Here is a 16,220-nt window from a genome sequence, read left to right as displayed (position 1 = left end):
CGGTATTCCGTCCGCGCTCAGCAGTTCAGCCCGGTGTTCACCCGAGCCCGGCTCAACCGGCGTAACCCGCCACGATCTTCGTGAACGCGTACTTCTCCTGGTCGATTCCGCTGCAGCCGCTGCCTGTTCCGGGGCAGTCCCGGTTGGTTGCCCAGAAGGTGAGGCGGCCGAGGTGGTGGTCGTCGGCGTAGGTGCGGATGGCGGTGAAGTCCGCGACCGACACGGTTTCCCCGGCGCGGTCCGTCTTGCCGTTCATCGATGACAGGCCGCTGCGGCGGTATGCGGTCGCGTCGTCCCAGCCGAAGGTGGATTTCAGTTGCGTCGCCAGGCCGTCGACGGCGGATTTCGTCATTGCGGCCATGTCACCGCCGTCGGAGAAGTCGAAGGGCATCACCGACCACACGTCGACGTCCGCGCCCAGGGCTTTCGCCTGGGTGATCAGGCGTTTGCCCCAGTCGTTCGGGCCCTGCGGGGTGGTGCCGATGGTGATCACGACGCGCAGGTTCGGGTTCTTCTGCTTGGTGATCTTGACCGCGTTCAGGATCCGGTCCTGCACGGTCGCGTTCTCGAACTCGTCGGTGTTCTCGACGTCCAGGTCGATCGCCTTGAGCTGGTACGCGTCGATCACCTTCTGGTAGGCGCCGGCGAGCTCCTCGGGGGACCCGCACTGCGGGCCGAGCTTGGTGCCCTGCCAGCCGCCGAACGACGGGATGACGTCGCCGCCCGCCGCGCGGATTTTCTGGATCATCGCGGAATCGGTGCCGTCGAGGGCGCGGTTGCCGTCCCAGGCCGGGTTGCAGCCGCCGCTGGAAAGCATGAAGGCGAGCGTGAACGACTTGACCCCGGTCGCCTCCATCGCGGCGGCGGGATCGGCCTGCCCGCCCCATTGGTACAGATACGGCGCCGCGACCACCGGATCCGGCGCGGCGGACGCGGTCCCGGCAGTGGCGGTCAGCGCGGCACCCGCAGCGAGCGCGAGGATGCCGATCCTGCCGACGACCTTCCGGTGAAAAGCTTTGTGGCACAACGAATTCATGGGTCCTCCATCAGGGAGACGCGCACCCGGAGGCACGCGGCGGACGGAGCACCTGACGCGACTTGACCCGGCGGGTTCAACTCCGCAGGCACTCGGTGGGGACGTGTGCGCAGTCACAATGGACTAGACCATTGAGAAGTGTCAAGGCTGCCGTATGGATGGGAAAAAACCCACCGAGGTCACCGGATGGTTTTCGAGTACCGATGAGCGGCACGGGGCCGCGCGGTGTGGCAATCGTTCTGGGCAGTGGCGTGGGGGTCACGGGGTGGCAGTGGTTCGGGGCAGTGGTACGGGGGTCACGGGGTGGCAATGGTTCTGGGCTGCCGATGAGCGGCGCGGGCAACACGGGGCGCCGCAATGGTCGGGGGGACCACTGGGTGGCACGGGGGCCGCGGGCAATGGTTCGCGTGCATCGCTGAACGGCCCGAGGGTGGCGGGCGGGTGTCGATGGTTCGCCAGTACCGCTGAGCGGAGCACGGCACGCGAGACCAGTCAGGCGAAGCTTCCCACCAGGTGCAGCCCAGCGTGGCCGCTCACGAGGACGGTTCCCCGATGTCCTCGAACCACAGCGCCGGTTCGCGGGCGATGAAGTCCGTCATCAGGGCGACGCACGCCGGGTCGTCGAGGACGTCGATGCGGACTCCGTGCGTGGCCAGCCAGTCGTGGCCGCCGGTGAACGTGCGGGATTCGCCGATCACGACGTGCGGGATGCCGAACTGGCGGACCAGTCCGCTGCAGTACCAGCACGGCGACAGCGTGGTGACCATGATCGTGTCGCGGTAGTGCGGGCGGCGGCCGGCGGCGCGGAAGGCGGTGGTTTCGGCGTGCAGCGACGGGTCGCCGTCCTGGACGCGGCGGTTGTGTCCGCGCCCGAGGAGCGTGCCGGACCGGTCGAAGAGTGCCGCTCCGATCGGGACGCCGCCCTCGGCTTTTCCGGCTTCCGCTTCTTCGCGGGCGACAGCGAGCAGGTCGTCGAGCATGAGCCACTTTTGCCGGTCGCGGTGCCGGACGGCAAGTCGCGGGGGATTGAGGACCGGATGTGTCCGCATTATCTGGCAGAGTGACCCGCATGTACGGAACCTCCGAACGCCTGCTGCGCCTGCTGTCACTGCTGCAGGCACGCCGCGACTGGCCAGGGCCGGACCTCGCCGGCCGGCTGGGGGTCGACGTGCGCACGATCCGCCGGGACGTCGAACGGCTGCGGACGCTGGGGTACCCGGTCCACGCGACCCCCGGCGCCGCGGGCGGCTATCGGCTGGGCTCCGGCGCCGCGCTGCCGCCGTTGCTGCTGGACGACGACGAGGCGGTCGCGGTGGCGGTCGGCCTGCGCACGGCCGCGAACGGCACCGTTTCGGGGATCGAGGAGACGTCCGTGCGGGCGCTGGCGAAACTCGAGCAGGTCCTGCCCGCGCGGCTGCGGCACCGGGTCACCGCGATGGATTCGGCGCTGGTCCGCACGCCCGGTTGGGGTCCGATGATCGACGCCGAGCTGCTCACCGTGGTCGCCGCCGCCTGTCGCGACCACGAGCGGCTCCGGTTCACCTACGGCACGCGCGCGGGCGAGGTCGCCGAGCGGGACGTCGAGCCGCTGCGGCTCGTGCACACCGGCTGGCGCTGGTACCTCGTGGCCTACGACCTCGGCCGCGGCGACTGGCGCACCTTCCGCCTCGACCGCATTGACGGCGTTCCGGCGCCGAGTTTCCGCTTCACCCCACGCGAACCGCCTGCCGAGGACCTCGCCGCGTACGTGGCCAGCCGCATTGCGACCGCGCCGTACCCGCACCAGATCACCCTGCGAGTGTCGGCCTCGGCGGAGGTGCTGGCCGCGCGCGTTTCGCCCACGTCAGGCGTGGTCGAGCCGATCGACGAGCACACCTGCCGCCTCCGCACCGGCGCGAACAACCTCGACTTCGTCCCGTTCTACCTCGCGCAGTGGGACTTCGATTTCGTGGTGGAGGACGCCCCGCCGGGCCTGGTGGAACGGCTCGGGCGGATCGCGGAGCGGTTCTCCCGCGCTGCGGGGGCCTGAGGTTTCGCCCCTTTTTGCAGCTGCAGGTCTCGCTGAGTTTGCGTTACCCCGCGCCGAGCATGCGCAGCACCAGCTCGCTGTACTCCTTGCCGAGCTCCTGCGGCGTCTGCTTGGTCCGCTCGCTGTACCAGCGCGCCACGTCGACCCCGAGCGACAGCACGGCGATCCCGGCAATCCCGGCGTCGGACGCGGTGAACGCACCCGACCCGATGCCCTGCTCGATCACCTCGCGCACGAGCTGCTCGATCCGCCGCCGCAACTGCGAGACGACCTTGTACTCCTGCTCCGGGAGCGCATTGAGCTCGTACTGCACGACCCGCGCGACCATGTGCCGCCGCGCGTGCCAGGCGACGAAGTCCTGCACCAGCGACCGCATCCGCTCGACCGGGTCGCTCGTATGCGCCAGCACGTTCTCGACCAGGGCGAGCGTCTGCTCGTGCCCGTTCCGGCTGATCTCGAACAGCAGCGCGGCCTTGGACGGAAAATGCACATACAAGGCAGCCGGGCTCATCCCGGCCGCCCCGGCGATGTCCCGCGTGGTGGTGGCGTGATACCCCCGCTCGGCAAACGATTCCACCCCGGCGAGCATGAGCCGGCGCGCGGTCTCGGGCTGCACGTCGGGCCACAGGTCTGCCGAGAGCGTGCTCATCCGGGCGATCCTCCTCCAGTCCGCGCCGGCCGGTGGTCCCGCCCGTCACCGCTAGTCTAAGCGCTTGCTTTGCCGACTGAACGGGTGATAGATCCCGCAACTGGGGATGTCATACCGAGAACTCTACCGACCGGTCTCGGCGAGAGATCCGGAATATGGCTCGTTCGGGGATCGGACCCGGCTGATCAGCGGGCTGTGCCGGCGGCAGGATGACGGGCCGCTGCGAGCGCGCAGCACCTAATCATCGGATGTTCTCGCGGAACCGAGTCGGCGGATCGGGTCTCCGCCGAGCTTGATCGGCCGGGTCGTTTATTGGTGACCTCGAGGCGAGCCAACCCCGGCGTGCGCGACCTCGCAGCTGTGGCGCGCATGCACGGTGCCGTGGATGGTCAAGCTGCGAGGGGATGCGGTTCGCCGGTCAGGGCAGCGAGCGCTGTTGCGAGTTCCTCGATCGTCGCCGACACGTAGGTCAGGGTTGTTCCGGTCTGGAAGCCGGCGGCATGTCCGGCGTAGGCGGCGGCGACGGCGTAGCCGAAGTTGCGCTCGACCCAGGTCAGCGTGGTGTAGCGGAGCCAGTGCGCGGTGACCCCGGCCGCATTGATCCACGGGAGATGGCGGCCGAGCCGGGCCCAGAGGGCGTCGTACCGGGCGTGCTGCATGGGTGTTCCCGTGCGAGTGCGCAGGAGCCGATCAACATCAGTCCCGGCGGGGTTTCGGTGTGTCGTGTGGTCGGTCAGGGCGGTCATGAGAGTCGGCGAAATGGGCTGCTCTCGGGTCGTGCCACCCTTCTCGCGAAGCCGGATCGTGTAGTCCACGTGGTTGAGATCGATCGGGCGCAACGCGAGTGCTCCGCCCCGGCGGCACGCCGTTTCGGTGTGGAGCCGGATCAAGAGCGCATCGAGATGTGGATCGTTCCCCGTCGTGGTCGCGACGTGATTGATGTCGCAGAGTTGGCGATGGGACAACGCTCGGCGGAGACTCCGATGCCGGCGAGGCCGTTTGAGGTGGGCAGCCGGATTGGCGTTCGCCTCGATGAGCTTGTCATAGACCGCCTGGTTGTAGAGGACCCGGACGGCATCGACAAATGTCGACTTCGCGCCTTGTCCATCTCGGGAATTTCCTCGGCGGGCGGCCTTCTGCTGGACAATGTTGGCCAGCGTGCCGAGGTCGGAGGCGGTCGGTTCGTCGAGCCTCGTGCCACCCCGCTCGTCGACCAGCACGGCCCAGTAGTGCCGCCACGTGTTTTCGGAGCTTGGAGATACCGTGGCGGCAACGACGGGAACGTACTCGGCGAATGTGGGAACGTGCTTCAGTGAGTGAGTTGTAGTCAATTCAAGCGGAGATACGTTCAGCCGTTGAAGCAGCAGCTGCGCGGTGGAGAGATCGTCTGAATGCGATCGCCGAATTTGAGCGGGGTCGATATCGGTGCTCATGATTGCCGGCTGTCTTGGTCTGCGTGATAGTGGGAGATCATCGCGTCGATCGCCGAGAGCGGGTAAACAATGACGGCCCGCGATTTTGGTGCCGCGGCCAGCAAGGCTTTGTCTTTCGGTGCAAGATCCAAGTGCTTACGTGCATAGGACGGGAGCGCAACGCTCCTGCGCCGTGTCACGATCAATGGTCCCTGGCCCGATGGAATGAGCACAGCAACACCGTGAATGAGTTCAGCTCGAAGGCGTTCGCCAGAGCGCCAGGATACGGCGTTGATAATGCTCTGATCGTGAAATCGCCCCGAATCGTCGAGGCGGCATAATGCATAGACAATGGAGGATTTGCAAAGATCGCTTCTCGGTACGGCCATGGGAAGAGGGCCGGTGGATGAACCGCGGCCGTGCTCGCGAATATCCGGTGTCAGCGCTGCGATGATCGGTGCGAGCGGGGAATTCTCCTCAGCCTGAGGACGCGGGCCGAGGTTGTCCAGGTCGTGTGGTTGAACATCATGGCCGGTGTCTGGGCTGCTCATTGACATGCCCGTTCACCGATCAATTGGACGCCGGGGACATGCTCGACGCGGACGATGGCAGTTGTCCACGTCATCCCGATCCCGATGCCGACGAGGGCGAGGTGGTCACCAGCCTGAACGCCCCCGTGGGCGAGCAGCCAGGTGAGACCAATGACCTGGTCGTTGGGGCCGATGTGGCCCCATTGCCCGCCCATATCGCGGAGTGTGTGTTCTCCGGGGATGCCGAGGGGTTGCAGGCAGTGGGTTTCGAGCAAGCGCTGGCCATAGTGGGGGAGGAGGACCCACTTGAGCTGGTCGCTCGTGAGCTCGGCGTCGGCGAGGGCGTGGTCGAAGGTGTCGCGAATGCCGCGTGCGTTGCGGGTGTTGATCGAGGTGGTGCCGACCGTTGCGAGGTATTGCAGCTTGCGTTCGCGGACGCGTTCGGGGCCGGGTTCAGTGGTGCCGGCGGGGAGGAAGCGGTGGTGGCCGCGGTGGAGCTGTTCCAGCGTGGGGTCGGTGTAGGAGGCGGTGGACAGTACTCGGGCGATGCCGGGGTCGCGGCCGAGGATGAGGGCTGAGCCTCCGTCGCCGTAGGCGATGCCGTGGTCGGCGTTGAGGTGGTCGAAGGCCGGTGCGCCGAAGACTTCGCCGCCGGTGAGCAGGACGTGCTCAAGGTCGGTGCTGCCGGTGAGGATGCGGGCCGCGAGGTCGATTCCGCCGACGAGAGAGTTGGACATGGCGTTGAGCTCAGCGGTGATGCCCGGATTGCGCTGTGCAGGTGCATGTCTGGGACCGGCAAGGGACCGTTGGTGATCTGGGCCAGTGTCGAGAGCGCAGCGTTGCCCGCGCGGACCGCGAGGTCCATTCCAGTGGTGTGATGGTCGATCGAGACGGATTGCTGCCCGGTGCGGTGCTTGCCGGCGACCGGGACCAGCTTGCCGAGCGCGCCGCCGATTCCGCGGACGTGGACGGATGGCCACCGCATGTCAGCGCCACCGACCGGCCGGGTCTTCAGCTCGGAGATCCGTACGGATCGCCTCGACCGAGGTGTAGTAGGCGCGCAGCTGATCGCGGGTGATCCCCGCCTGTGCGGCGATTTCATCAAGGGTGATTGGCGGCAATGAGACAGGGGATTGTGCGGTGAGCAGCTCGCGCGCTGCTCTCAGGATCTGGTTGCGCATGGCATCCCTCCCTCGGCGGCGCGTACCGAACATGGAGGCGCCGGGGTAGGGAGGGCGTGGCGGTACATAGTTGGTTCAGCGACCGTCGATCAACGCCGTCTCCGACGTAGTTCGGGCATGCGGCGCGCATGGATGCGCTTGATGTGTTCGGCGCGCAAGGCGATGGCACGGTCGGCGGCCAGCCCTGCGTGTTCGGGCGCCTGGACGACGTCGCTCTCGACGGTGGGATCGGTCGTGATCGAGAGAAACAGCACGGCGGCGTTGAGGCTGAGATTCACGATGGAGTAAGCGACTCCGATGGGGATGTAGACGACGTCCCCGGGCGCTGGCAGGACCGGAAACAACTGCTCCCCGGACAGGACGGCGACGTAGCCGCTGAACGCGACCAGCGCTGTCTCTGCGCTGCGATGGCGTTGCGGGGGAAGGATTCGCGCACCCGGCAGGAGCGTTCGCGTTGCTGAGATTCCCTGAACAGGTAGCGGAGGTGCCGCGAATGCGGTGGGGTGCGGCCGCGAGGGTTTGGGCGAGTGCGGCGTTGGCTTCGGCGTCGGCGGCCGTGTCCGCAGGCTGCGGCGACGGCGGTGACGGGGCGGTCGAGGGCCCTGCGGTGGGCGGAATCCGTTGGCTGCGAGGCCGTGGCCAAGATCGGTGGCACCGTACCCGACCTGGGCAGCAACGCGGCGCATCTGCGCCTGATCCGCCGCGCGATCGTGTCCACGGTCTTGCGGGCCGTCCTTCTTCTCGAGGGAGCGCAGGTCGAACTGATCGTGACGGAGGCCGGGGAGGCGGTCCGTGACTTCGTCCGCCTGGGCCTGCAGCTTACGGGCATCTTCCGCGCCGTCCGGGTGGGGCAAGCGTGCATCCTGTGCTGGGAGAACGACGTTTTCGTCGGCGGCGAGTCGGTGAACCGGCCCGGGGACCACATCGCGGTGCGCCGCCTGCTGGCGAGCGCTTCCCGGCTGACCCCGGGCGAGGCGAAGCAACCCGGCTTCACCCTCAAGCCTCAGGCGAAAACGCCGGCCGCGAGGGCTTGAACGATCACCGAACCCTCGTCGCCGAACGACCGAACCACTCGCCTTGTGCCTGGCAGACGTTGTGGACATCTCTGTGGTTCTGTTGCCCGCAACGACCTCGAGCGGATGCCGACCTGTCCACGGTGGTCAATCATCGGGAGCGTCCTGGACCTGGTTGTCGTGGAGTACGCCGTGGAGGAAGCTGCGCATCATTTGCTCGTGCAGCTGCCGCGGGGTGAGCCGGTTCGAGCGCATTGCGCTGTACAGCGTCGGGTGCGCGTCCTTGTCGACCTTGGCGAATACCTTGGCTCGCTGGGGGGCCGGACGGACGGCTTCGGTGAGGGCCACGCCGAGGGTCAGCTTTTCGAGGCCGTCCAGGATCTGTACGTGCAGTCGCACCGGCACTCCGGACTCCACGAGATAGGTCGCCGCGCGTTCCCACATGTCGGTGACGAGGTCTCGGGGCAGGAACTGCAACATCGCCGGCGCGGCGTTGGGGTGGCGGAGCACGACGTCCCGGAAGTTCAGTGCGTACCTGACGATCCAGTCCTGCCAGTTACCGTCGGCGGGCTGCCTCGGGACACGGGTCTCGTTGACGATCGATCGAGTCACCTCGGACAGCAGCTCGGTCCGGTCCGAGAAGTGGTGGTAGAGCGACGGGGTGGCGACTCCGAGGCGCTGGGCCAGCTTGGGCAGGCTGAACGCGTCGAGCCCGTCGTCGTCGATGATGGTGAGGGCTGCAGCCACCGCGGCGGTTCGGCTGATCAGCGGTTTGGCCGGACGGGCCATCGGGCACAGTCTCCTTCGTTCGGCGGCGTGGTTGCTCCTGCCGGGGGCAAGGCTCTGGTCACCAACGTATGGCACCCGCCGGGCTCCTGGACGACGAACCTGCTAATGCCGCTCGGGCACCGGACGGTCTGTCTGCACCGTACGGGCAGCCGATGCCGCTCTGCTGTTACGCAGGCCGGCGTAGCCGATCGCCAGTGCTGCCAGTACGGCCGGGATCACGAAGAGCAGGAAGATCGAGTTCGCCGTCCAGGCATGGTCGACGAGCAGACCGACCCCGAGCGGGGTGGCGATGCTGCCGATGCGGCCGAGGCCGGCGGCGATCCCCAGTGCCGAGACCCGGGCGTCGGGGCGGAACAGGATCGGAACGATCGTGTACAGGCCGGTGAACGAGCCCATGAGGCAGACCCCGAGCAGCATCGCCACGATCAGAGTCGGGACGAGCTGACCCGAAAGCGAGGACATGACGGCGAAAAGCACCGCGCTGGCGACGGAGAAGCCGGCAGTGACCGCCAAGGCGGAGACCCGCAGTGCCAGTGCGGCGAAGAGCAGGGTGCCGGCCACGCCGCCCAGCGAGAACAGCAGTCCGCCGCCGATGCCCTCGTTCATCGACATACCGGCGGTCGTGAGCAGTTTTGGGGTCCAGGTGTTGCTGAAGAAGTAGGCCGAGTTGACCAGGCAGAAGGCCACACACGTGGCGACCAGCATCCATGACTTGAGGGACGCCGAACCCGCCGTGGCGCGCGCGGGTGCCTCGAACTGGTGCACGTCGACGTTTTCGCGCAGTTTCATCCGGACGGCGAGCTGGGCCAGCTTCGCGCGGGCCGCCTCGGTGTTCCGGCTTTCCAGGAAGTCCGGTGACTCGGGGATGCCCCGGTAGGCGACGACGACCGTGGCGGCTGTCACGATGGCTCCGAACACGAACGCCGAGCGCCACCCGTAGTTGGCCATCAGCACTGCTCCGGCAGCACCACCGAGCATGCCGCCGGCCGGGATGCCGATGGCGAAAAGCGCGATCAGGGTCGAGCGTTTGCGGGCCGGGCAGTATTCGCCGACGATGATCGGCAGGCTGGGGATGATGCCGCCCATGCCGATGCCGGTCAGCAGCCGGGTCAACGCCAGCTGGGTCACGTCGCCCGAGAGCGCCGAGAGGGCCATGCCGGCGGTGATGGCGAGCAGGGAGCCGATCAGCAGCGGGCGGCGGCCGAACCGATCGCCGACCGGGCTGAGCAGGATGGAGCCGGCCGCCATCCCGACGAGACCGGCACTGAAGAGGAGACCGGACTGGGTGCCCGAGATTCCCCAGTCGTGGGTGATGGGAAGCACGGCAAGGGAGATCGAGAGGATGTCGTACCCCTCGGCCATGCTCACGATCGCGCACAAGACGATCACCCGGATCTGGAGCCGGCTGATCGGAGAGGCGTCGATCCGCGCTCGTACTGAAGCCATCGGCTGTTCCTATCGTGGGCAGGGGCGGTAGCGGGCGGCGCAGGTGGCTGTGCGCAGCGCCACAATTAACCTAATGCCTGTTGGTTTGTGGGTCAACGGTCCCGGCTTGATTAATCTAAAGCATGATGGTTTAGTGGGGTTCTGCCGCACCGCTTCGGCGGGGTCGCCGACTACACGGGAAGGACGGGCCGGTGCCTCTATCGGACTTCTTCGACCAAGGTTTCGCGATGAATCCGGCGGCCGTCGCGTTTCGGCACGGTGATGTCGAGTGGACGTACGAGGCGGCGTATGCGTTTTCGTGCCGGGTCACGAACGCGCTGCTGCGAGACGGTCTCGAACTCGAGACCAAGGTGGCTGTGCTGGCCCCCAACGACCCGGCCGCCTGGATGTGCGTTGTCGCCGCCTGGCGCGCCGGTGGGACCTGGGTGCCGCTCAACCCCGTCAGCCCGGTCGCGGAGAGCATCGGCCTGCTCGGGCAGTTCGACTGCGAGGTGCTCTTCTATCACTCGTCACTGTCAGCTGTGGCGGAGGAGATTCACGCCTCGGCCGGCGACCGGCTTCGGATGATTTGCCTCGATGCCGATGTCGATGCCGGCGTTCCGTCGTACGCCGCGGGGATGGCGGAGTGGCTCGGCGACGTGGCGGCCGCGGCGCCGGGTAACGATGTTCCCCAGGACGCCGTCGCCGTCATCTCACCCACCGGGGGAACCACCGGCAAGCCCAAAGGCGTGATGAACACCCACCGCAGCTACGGCATCTGCATTGCCCAGCTGCTCATGGTCCTGCAGTACCGCGCCGATGAGCACGTGGTCAATCTCGCGGCGGCGCCGATGACCCACTCGGCAGGCGTGCTGACCTTGCCGGCGACTGCTCGCGGCGGGACCGTCGTGGTGCTGAAGCGACCGGAAACCGTCGCGCTGCTGGAGGCCATCGACCGGCACTCGGTCACGGACCTGTTCCTGCCGCCGACCGTGATCTACCGGCTGATCGAGCACCCGGATCTGGCCGGTTACGACCTCTCGTCGCTGCGATACTTCCTCTACGGCTCTGCTCCCATGTCGGCCGAGAAGCTGCGCCGGAGCCTGGAGTTGTTCGGCCCGGTGATGATCGAGGTGTTCGGCCAGACCGAGGCACCCGGCTCGATCAGCTTCCTGCGGCCGGAGGAGCACTTCGCCGGCGACGCGATCGCCGGCGACGCGCGGCTGCTTTCCTGCGGGCGGCCGTCCCCGTTGGTCAAGGTCGAGATCCGCGACAACGACGACCGGGTCTTGCCGGTGGGGGAGCGCGGGGAGATCTGTGTCCGCGGCGACTTGGTGATGAAGGGGTACTACGGCAATCCGGAAGCGACTGCCGAGGCCATCCGCGACGGGTGGCTGCACACCGGGGACATCGGGTTCCTCGACGAGCAGGGCTACCTCACTCTCACCGATCGCAAGAAGGACCTGATCATCTCGGGTGGTTTCAACGTTTTCCCGGCCGAGGTGGAGCAGGTCATCTGGGCGCACCCGGCCGTGCAGGACTGTGCCGTCATCGGGGTCCCCGACGAGAGATGGGGCGAGGCCGTCACCGCGGTCGTGGAGCTCAACGAGGGAGCGGAGCTCGATGTCGAGGAGCTCCTCGAACTCTGCCGTGCCCGGCTGGGGCCGGTGCGGACGCCGAAGCAAGTGTTCATCACCGACCGGTTGCCGCGCAGTGTCAACGGCAAAGTGCTCAAGAAGGACCTTCGCGAATCCCATTGGACCGACCAGACAAGGAGGATCTGACGTGCATGCGACGTCCGCAGCCGACGCCCGCAGTGCGACCGGACATCTCGACCACCCGTCATTCGACCCCGGAGTGCTCCGGTGCGATGCCGGCGGCTTCGCCCTCCGCGCCTGCGCCTGCAATCGCTGCGGGACAGTGAGTTTCCCCGCTCGTGAGCACTGCGCCAAGTGTCACGCGTCGGCCGCGGCCATGGACCTTCCTGCCCTCGGTACCGTGGTATCCCATTGCACGTCAACGTTTCCCATCGCCGGAGCCGTGCCGCCTGTCCACATTGCACAGGTGCGGCTCGGCGACAGCGGCGTCGAGGTCCTCGGAGTCTGCTCCGGCGCCATCGGCATCGGCGACCCGGTCGCCGTGGTGCCCAGGGCAGTCCACAGCGACGACGACCACGCCACGGCCTATGGCTTCGAGAAGGTGGCCGGCGATGCCTGAGGTCTATCTCTCCGGGGTCGGCATGACCCCGATCGTGGCCCGGACGACGACGCCTGCGCACGTCCAGGGCGGGCAGGCGCTCCAGGCGGCACTCACCGACTCCGGCGCCGAGTGGCCCGAGATCGGGTTGCTGGTCGTGGGTGCGGTCGGGACCGGGATGTCGTCGGGACCGTTGGTACTGCACGAAATGGCCCGGACCGGGATTCCGGTGCTCGCGGTCGAGAACGCCTCGGCCACCGGCACGGCCGCGTTCGAGCACGCCCGCGAGGCAGTCGCCAGCGGGCGGGTGGAGACGGCGGCGGCAGTGGGCATCGGCAGCCTGGGCGCCCTGTTGCAGAGCCGCGCGTCCGAGGACCAGCGACCGCCGGACCTCATCTCGATCTCGGGAATGTCCGTGCCCGCGGTGCCTTTCGCACTCATGAAGCAGGCACGGATGCATCGGTACGGCGAGCCTGCCGACGCCGGGTTGCTCGTGGTCGGCAAGAACCTGCTCAACGCCAGCCGCAATCCGATGGCCCAGCGCACCCGTTCGCTGACCATGGACGAAATGCGGTCCGCCCCCATGCTCGTCGACCCGCTGCGCAAGGTCGAGTCCTGCCCGGTCGGCGACGGCGCTGCCGCCGTCATCCTGACCAGCCGCCGAGCCAGGAACGCAAGCCGTCCGGTCCGGGTCGCCGCAGCCGTGGCCGAGAGCGACCGGTGGCACGCTTCCGCCGCCTTCCTGCCCGACCTCGGCTCCACCGAGAGGGTGGCGGTCCGTGCCTACGAGCAGGCGGCCATCGGTCCGGAGCAGCTCGACCTCGTCGAGGTCCACGATGCTTTCAGCGTCGAGGAACTCCAGTACGTCGAGGATCTCGGGCTCGCAGCGGCGGGTCGGGCGGCAGCCGCCATGGCCGACGGGCAGTTCCACATCGGCGGCCGGGTGGCGGTGAGCCCCAGCGGCGGCCTCATCGGCCGAGGGCATCCCGGAGGAGCGACGGGTCTGTCGCAGGTCGTCGAGATCACGCAGCAGCTGCGCGGGCAGTCCGGCGAGCGCCAGCACCCGAACGCCCGGGTGGGACTGGCACACATGATCGGCAATGGGGGAGTCAACTATGCGCACATCCTCGTCGGTGAGGACTGACCCGGACATGGACCCGAGATGAGCAACCGTGACCTCCGCGCCTACGTGAACGGGCGCATTCACCCGATGGCTCCCGGGGTGACCGGGACGCCGACCGCCATGGCGTGTGCCGGCGGCCGGTTCGTGGCGGTCGGCTCCGACGAACAGGTCCTGGACCTCGCCGGAGCGGACGCCGTGGTCGTCGACCTGGGTGGGGCGGTGGTCGTCCCTGGCTTCATCGAGACACACGTGCACCCGATGATGTGGGGGCTGATGCTGGCCGGGGTCGATGCCACGCCTGCGGCGTGCGCCACGATCGGCTCCCTGATCGACGCGTTGCGGGTCCGCGCTGACCACACCGCGCAGGGGCAGCTCATCGAGGCGTGGGGCTTCGACGACACCCTCGTCGCCGATCAGCGAGGACTGACCACCGCAGACCTCGACCAGGCTTCGGCCCGGCACCCGATCCTGGTGCGGCATGCCTCGGGGCACGGCATCTACCTCAACTCGCCGGCGCTGGCCGCGGCCGCCGTCGACGCGGCGACGCCGGACCCGGTGGGCGGTGTCATCGTCCGCGACGGGGCCGGGGTCCCGACCGGTGAACTGCTCGAGCAACCCGCGATGATGCTGTTCCCCGGCGCGCTGCCGGCGATGGATGTCGAGGCCGGTTGCCAGGCACTGCTGCGGGCCCAGGAGGCGATGGTCCGCGTCGGCGTCACCAGCTTTCACGACATGTTCGTCACGGCCCCGATGTACGACGCGTACCGGCGGCTGGACGCGACGGGTGACCTCCGGCTGCGGGGGCGCCTGTACCTGGCCGAGGGGCTGCATGAGCAGCTGGGTGGCCTGCCTGCGCCGACGGATCGCTTGACCGTGGGCGGCGTCAAGCTCATCTCGGACGGGTCCGTCCAGCTCCACACCGCAGCGCTGACCGAGCCGTACCACGACCTGGGTGGCTGCCACTGCGGCGGAATGGCCATCCCGTCCGATCACCTGGATTCCCTCGTTCTCGAGAATCACGCCGCCGGACGCACCGTTGCCATCCATACGAACGGCGATCGGGCCATCGACCTGGCTCTCGATGCGATCGCCGCCGCACAGCACGCACACCCGGACCGGCCCGGCGGGCACCGTCTCGAGCACGTGCAGACGCTGCGCGAGGACCAGATCGTCCGCATGGCCGAGCTGGCCGTCGCGGCGTCGATCTTCGTCAACCATGTGTACTTCTGGGGAGACCGCCACCGCAATCGCTTCCTCGGGCCCGCGCGCGGTGAGCGCATCAGTCCGGTGGCGTCCGTGGTGGCCGCGGGCCTCGGCTACGCACTGCACAGCGATTGCCCGGTCACGCCGGTGCATCCACTGTTCACGATGAACACTGCGGTGCACCGGGTGACGCGGGAGGGCGACGTCCTCGGCCCGGACCAGCGGGTTCCGCCCCTCGCCGCGCTGGCCGGGTTCACCAGCTCGGCAGCCCGGCTGGCCGGCGAGCACGCGGACAAGGGGCAGATCGCGGCGGGACAGCTCGCCGACTTCGTCGTCCTCGACGGCGACCCGCTTGCCGAGGGGCCGGTGGACCTTGCCGCCATCCAGGTCAAGCGGACCGTCGTGGGTGGAACGACCGTTTTCGAGGCGTGAGCCCGCATCCCCACCACCGATCAGGAAGGAAGCACGGTGGCCACTACAGCGCGCGCAGCGGTCCAGGTCGCGGATCGGACCTTCGAGATCCGGGAGTTCGACCTGCCGGAGATCAGTACCGACGATGCACTTCTGCGGGTCGATGCCGGTGGCCTGTGCGGGAGCGATGTCGAGCAGTACGACGGAGAACTGGCGTCGCTCGGGGTGACCTACCCGTTGATTCCCGGGCACGAGCCGCTGGGAACGATCGTCGAAATCGGCGAAGGAGCCGCGCGGCGCTGGGGCGTCGAGGCGGGTGACCGGGTCGCGGTGGAGCCGGTGTTCGGATGCGGATCGTGCCGGACGTGCCTGGTCGGTGACTACCGGCGCTGCCGTCGCGCGGCGCCGCCGGGGGCGATCGCGAGCGCGTACGGTGCGATTCCGCTCGCGATCGAGCCGAGTCTGTGGGGCGGCTTCGCCGAATACCTGTACCTCGGCCCACGCACGGTCCTGCACAAGCTCGGTGCCGGCCTGCCGTTCGAGCTCGCCGCCCTCTACCAGCCGATGGCCGCGGCCATCCGGTGGTGCGCCCACGATTCGGGGATCAAGGTCGGTGACACGGCACTGATCCTCGGCGCCGGGCAACGGGGACTGTGCAGCGTCGTCGCGGCCCGTGCGGCGGGTGCCGAGAACGTCATCGTGACCGGGCTGGCCCGGGATGCCCACAAGCTGGCACTCGCGAGGGAGCTGGGCGCGGACGCGACCATCGTCGTCGACCAGGAGGACATGGTCGCCGCTGTCCGTGACCTCACCGGCGGAGAGGGCCCCGACGTCACCATCGACCTGACTCCGGTCGCCACCCAGCCCATTGCCGATGCCATCGAGGCGGCCAAACCGGGCGGGACGATCGTGCTGGCCGGCCTGAAGGGGTCCGCCTCGACGATGCCGGAATTCTCCCCGGACCGGGTCGTGATGAAGGAGCTGACGCTCAAAGGCGTGTTCGCACAGGACATCCGTGCCTTCGAACCCGCGCTGCGCCTCATCGAGTCACGCAAGTACCCGCTGGAGAAGCTGCACACCCACACCTTCGGCCTCGACGATGTCGCACTGGCGATCGAAACCCTCGCCGGACGCGTTCCCGGCGAGGACGCGGTACACGTGATGCTGGCTCCGCACGGCAACGGTGCCGTTGCCGGGGGTGCGTGATCCGGCGAGAAACCGTG

17 protein-coding genes and 1 pseudogene are annotated in these 16,220 nt (G+C 68.2%); 8 read left to right on the top strand and 10 right to left on the bottom strand.

Translation table 11 applies throughout. From position 1 onward, the window contains the following. Positions 1-52 precede the first annotated feature (52 nt). Together OO71_RS27250 and OO71_RS27245 are read right to left on the bottom strand one after the other, a co-directional pair. Positions 53-1,036, bottom strand: a complete 984-nt coding sequence (locus tag OO71_RS27250) for a chitinase (protein WP_051792353.1) — start codon at positions 1,034-1,036, stop codon at positions 53-55. 533 nt (positions 1,037-1,569) lie between these two features. After that, positions 1,570-2,016, bottom strand: coding sequence for a nucleoside deaminase (locus OO71_RS27245; protein ID WP_033292840.1), 447 nt, complete (start codon positions 2,014-2,016; stop codon positions 1,570-1,572). Positions 2,017-2,105: 89 nt separating this feature from the next. Here OO71_RS27245 and OO71_RS27240 point away from each other — a divergent pair, with 89 nt between their 5' ends. Then, positions 2,106-3,065, top strand: a complete 960-nt coding sequence (locus OO71_RS27240; protein WP_033292704.1) for a helix-turn-helix transcriptional regulator — start codon at positions 2,106-2,108, stop codon at positions 3,063-3,065. A 43-nt stretch (positions 3,066-3,108) separates the two neighbouring features. On the opposite strand, the gene OO71_RS27235 is transcribed toward OO71_RS27240, so the two are convergent. The 6 genes from OO71_RS27235 to OO71_RS27215 all read right to left on the bottom strand — a co-directional run bounded on the left by OO71_RS27235 (position 3,109) and on the right by OO71_RS27215 (position 7,115). After that, positions 3,109-3,714 carry a TetR/AcrR family transcriptional regulator gene (locus OO71_RS27235; protein WP_033292703.1) on the bottom strand — a complete coding sequence of 202 codons (606 nt, stop codon included), beginning with the start codon at positions 3,712-3,714 and terminating at the stop codon, positions 3,109-3,111. 389 nt (positions 3,715-4,103) lie between these two features. Next, a complete protein-coding gene (locus tag OO71_RS27230) occupies positions 4,104-5,147 on the bottom strand; it encodes a tyrosine-type recombinase/integrase (protein ID WP_051792351.1) in 1,044 nt (347 codons plus the stop codon). Beyond that, the gene (locus tag OO71_RS50335; protein ID WP_156096559.1) at positions 5,144-5,677 is read right to left on the bottom strand and encodes a hypothetical protein; all 534 of its coding nucleotides are present in this window, start codon (positions 5,675-5,677) and stop codon (positions 5,144-5,146) included. Before OO71_RS50335 ends, OO71_RS27230 begins: the two co-directional genes overlap by 4 nt. Beyond that, entirely contained in the window at positions 5,674-6,393 is a 720-nt protein-coding gene (locus OO71_RS27225; protein ID WP_051792349.1) for a 3-oxoacyl-[acyl-carrier-protein] synthase III C-terminal domain-containing protein, read from the bottom strand. Before OO71_RS27225 ends, OO71_RS50335 begins: the two co-directional genes overlap by 4 nt. A 249-nt stretch (positions 6,394-6,642) precedes the next feature. Next, positions 6,643-6,837 (bottom strand): hypothetical protein, encoded by a 195-nt coding sequence (locus OO71_RS27220; protein ID WP_033292702.1) that lies wholly within the window; start codon positions 6,835-6,837, stop codon positions 6,643-6,645. Between the two features lie 89 nt (positions 6,838-6,926). Beyond that, on the bottom strand, positions 6,927-7,115 hold the full coding sequence (locus OO71_RS27215; protein WP_156096558.1) for a hypothetical protein: 189 nt from the start codon (positions 7,113-7,115) through the stop codon (positions 6,927-6,929). Positions 7,116-7,472: 357 nt separating this feature from the next. On the opposite strand from OO71_RS27215, the gene OO71_RS27210 reads away from it, so the two are divergent. Next, the gene (locus OO71_RS27210) at positions 7,473-7,871 is read left to right on the top strand and encodes an oxidoreductase C-terminal domain-containing protein (RefSeq protein WP_033292700.1); all 399 of its coding nucleotides are present in this window, start codon (positions 7,473-7,475) and stop codon (positions 7,869-7,871) included. A 126-nt stretch (positions 7,872-7,997) separates the two neighbouring features. Here the strand turns inward: OO71_RS27210 and OO71_RS27205 are convergent, their stop codons facing one another. Then, positions 7,998-8,639 (bottom strand): TetR family transcriptional regulator, encoded by a 642-nt coding sequence (locus OO71_RS27205; RefSeq protein ID WP_033292699.1) that lies wholly within the window; start codon positions 8,637-8,639, stop codon positions 7,998-8,000. 102 nt (positions 8,640-8,741) lie between these two features. Continuing rightward, positions 8,742-10,085 (bottom strand): MFS transporter, encoded by a 1,344-nt coding sequence (locus OO71_RS27200; RefSeq protein WP_051792347.1) that lies wholly within the window; start codon positions 10,083-10,085, stop codon positions 8,742-8,744. 191 nt (positions 10,086-10,276) lie between these two features. Here OO71_RS27200 and OO71_RS27195 point away from each other — a divergent pair, with 191 nt between their 5' ends. The 6 genes and pseudogenes from OO71_RS27195 to OO71_RS27175 all read left to right on the top strand — a co-directional run bounded on the left by OO71_RS27195 (position 10,277) and on the right by OO71_RS27175 (position 16,203). Continuing rightward, a complete protein-coding gene (locus OO71_RS27195) occupies positions 10,277-11,848 on the top strand; it encodes an AMP-binding protein (protein ID WP_033292698.1) in 1,572 nt (523 codons plus the stop codon). Then, positions 11,778-12,017, top strand: a pseudogene (locus OO71_RS53385) (hypothetical protein); the annotation flags it as partial. The gene OO71_RS27195 and the pseudogene OO71_RS53385, both read left to right, overlap by 71 nt. A gap of 111 nt (positions 12,018-12,128) precedes the next feature. After that, entirely contained in the window at positions 12,129-12,281 is a 153-nt protein-coding gene (locus tag OO71_RS52425) for a hypothetical protein (protein WP_245633789.1), read from the top strand. Further along, a complete protein-coding gene (locus OO71_RS27185) occupies positions 12,274-13,404 on the top strand; it encodes a thiolase family protein (RefSeq protein WP_033292696.1) in 1,131 nt (376 codons plus the stop codon). The genes OO71_RS52425 and OO71_RS27185 overlap by 8 nt, the downstream gene beginning before the upstream one ends. Before the next feature lie 18 nt (positions 13,405-13,422). Next, positions 13,423-15,018, top strand: a complete 1,596-nt coding sequence (locus OO71_RS27180) for an amidohydrolase (protein ID WP_033292695.1) — start codon at positions 13,423-13,425, stop codon at positions 15,016-15,018. Positions 15,019-15,054: 36 nt separating this feature from the next. Further along, entirely contained in the window at positions 15,055-16,203 is a 1,149-nt protein-coding gene (locus OO71_RS27175) for a zinc-dependent alcohol dehydrogenase (RefSeq protein WP_033292694.1), read from the top strand. The last annotated feature ends 17 nt before the right edge of the window (positions 16,204-16,220 follow it).

The sequence above is a fragment of the Amycolatopsis jejuensis genome (genome assembly GCF_000717335.1).
In the GTDB taxonomy this organism is placed as follows: domain Bacteria; phylum Actinomycetota; class Actinomycetes; order Mycobacteriales; family Pseudonocardiaceae; genus Amycolatopsis; species Amycolatopsis jejuensis.
This window is presented reverse-complemented; position numbering and strand designations above follow the sequence as displayed.

What these genes read in the sequence shown, in the direction of transcription:
- OO71_RS27250 (WP_051792353.1), bottom strand. Translation starts at nt 1,036, where the DNA reads ATGAATTCGTTGTGCCACAAAGCTTTTCACCGGAAGGTCGTCGGCAGG.
- OO71_RS27245 (WP_033292840.1), bottom strand. Translation starts at nt 2,016, where the DNA reads ATGCTCGACGACCTGCTCGCTGTCGCCCGCGAAGAAGCGGAAGCCGGA.
- OO71_RS27240 (WP_033292704.1), top strand. Translation starts at nt 2,106, where the DNA reads ATGTACGGAACCTCCGAACGCCTGCTGCGCCTGCTGTCACTGCTGCAG.
- OO71_RS27235 (WP_033292703.1), bottom strand. Translation starts at nt 3,714, where the DNA reads ATGAGCACGCTCTCGGCAGACCTGTGGCCCGACGTGCAGCCCGAGACC.
- OO71_RS27230 (WP_051792351.1), bottom strand. Translation starts at nt 5,147, where the DNA reads ATGAGCACCGATATCGACCCCGCTCAAATTCGGCGATCGCATTCAGAC.
- OO71_RS50335 (WP_156096559.1), bottom strand. Translation starts at nt 5,677, where the DNA reads ATGAGCAGCCCAGACACCGGCCATGATGTTCAACCACACGACCTGGAC.
- OO71_RS27225 (WP_051792349.1), bottom strand. Translation starts at nt 6,393, where the DNA reads ATGTCCAACTCTCTCGTCGGCGGAATCGACCTCGCGGCCCGCATCCTC.
- OO71_RS27220 (WP_033292702.1), bottom strand. Translation starts at nt 6,837, where the DNA reads ATGCGCAACCAGATCCTGAGAGCAGCGCGCGAGCTGCTCACCGCACAA.
- OO71_RS27205 (WP_033292699.1), bottom strand. Translation starts at nt 8,639, where the DNA reads ATGGCCCGTCCGGCCAAACCGCTGATCAGCCGAACCGCCGCGGTGGCT.
- OO71_RS27200 (WP_051792347.1), bottom strand. Translation starts at nt 10,085, where the DNA reads ATGGCTTCAGTACGAGCGCGGATCGACGCCTCTCCGATCAGCCGGCTC.
- OO71_RS27185 (WP_033292696.1), top strand. Translation starts at nt 12,274, where the DNA reads ATGCCTGAGGTCTATCTCTCCGGGGTCGGCATGACCCCGATCGTGGCC.
- OO71_RS27180 (WP_033292695.1), top strand. Translation starts at nt 13,423, where the DNA reads ATGAGCAACCGTGACCTCCGCGCCTACGTGAACGGGCGCATTCACCCG.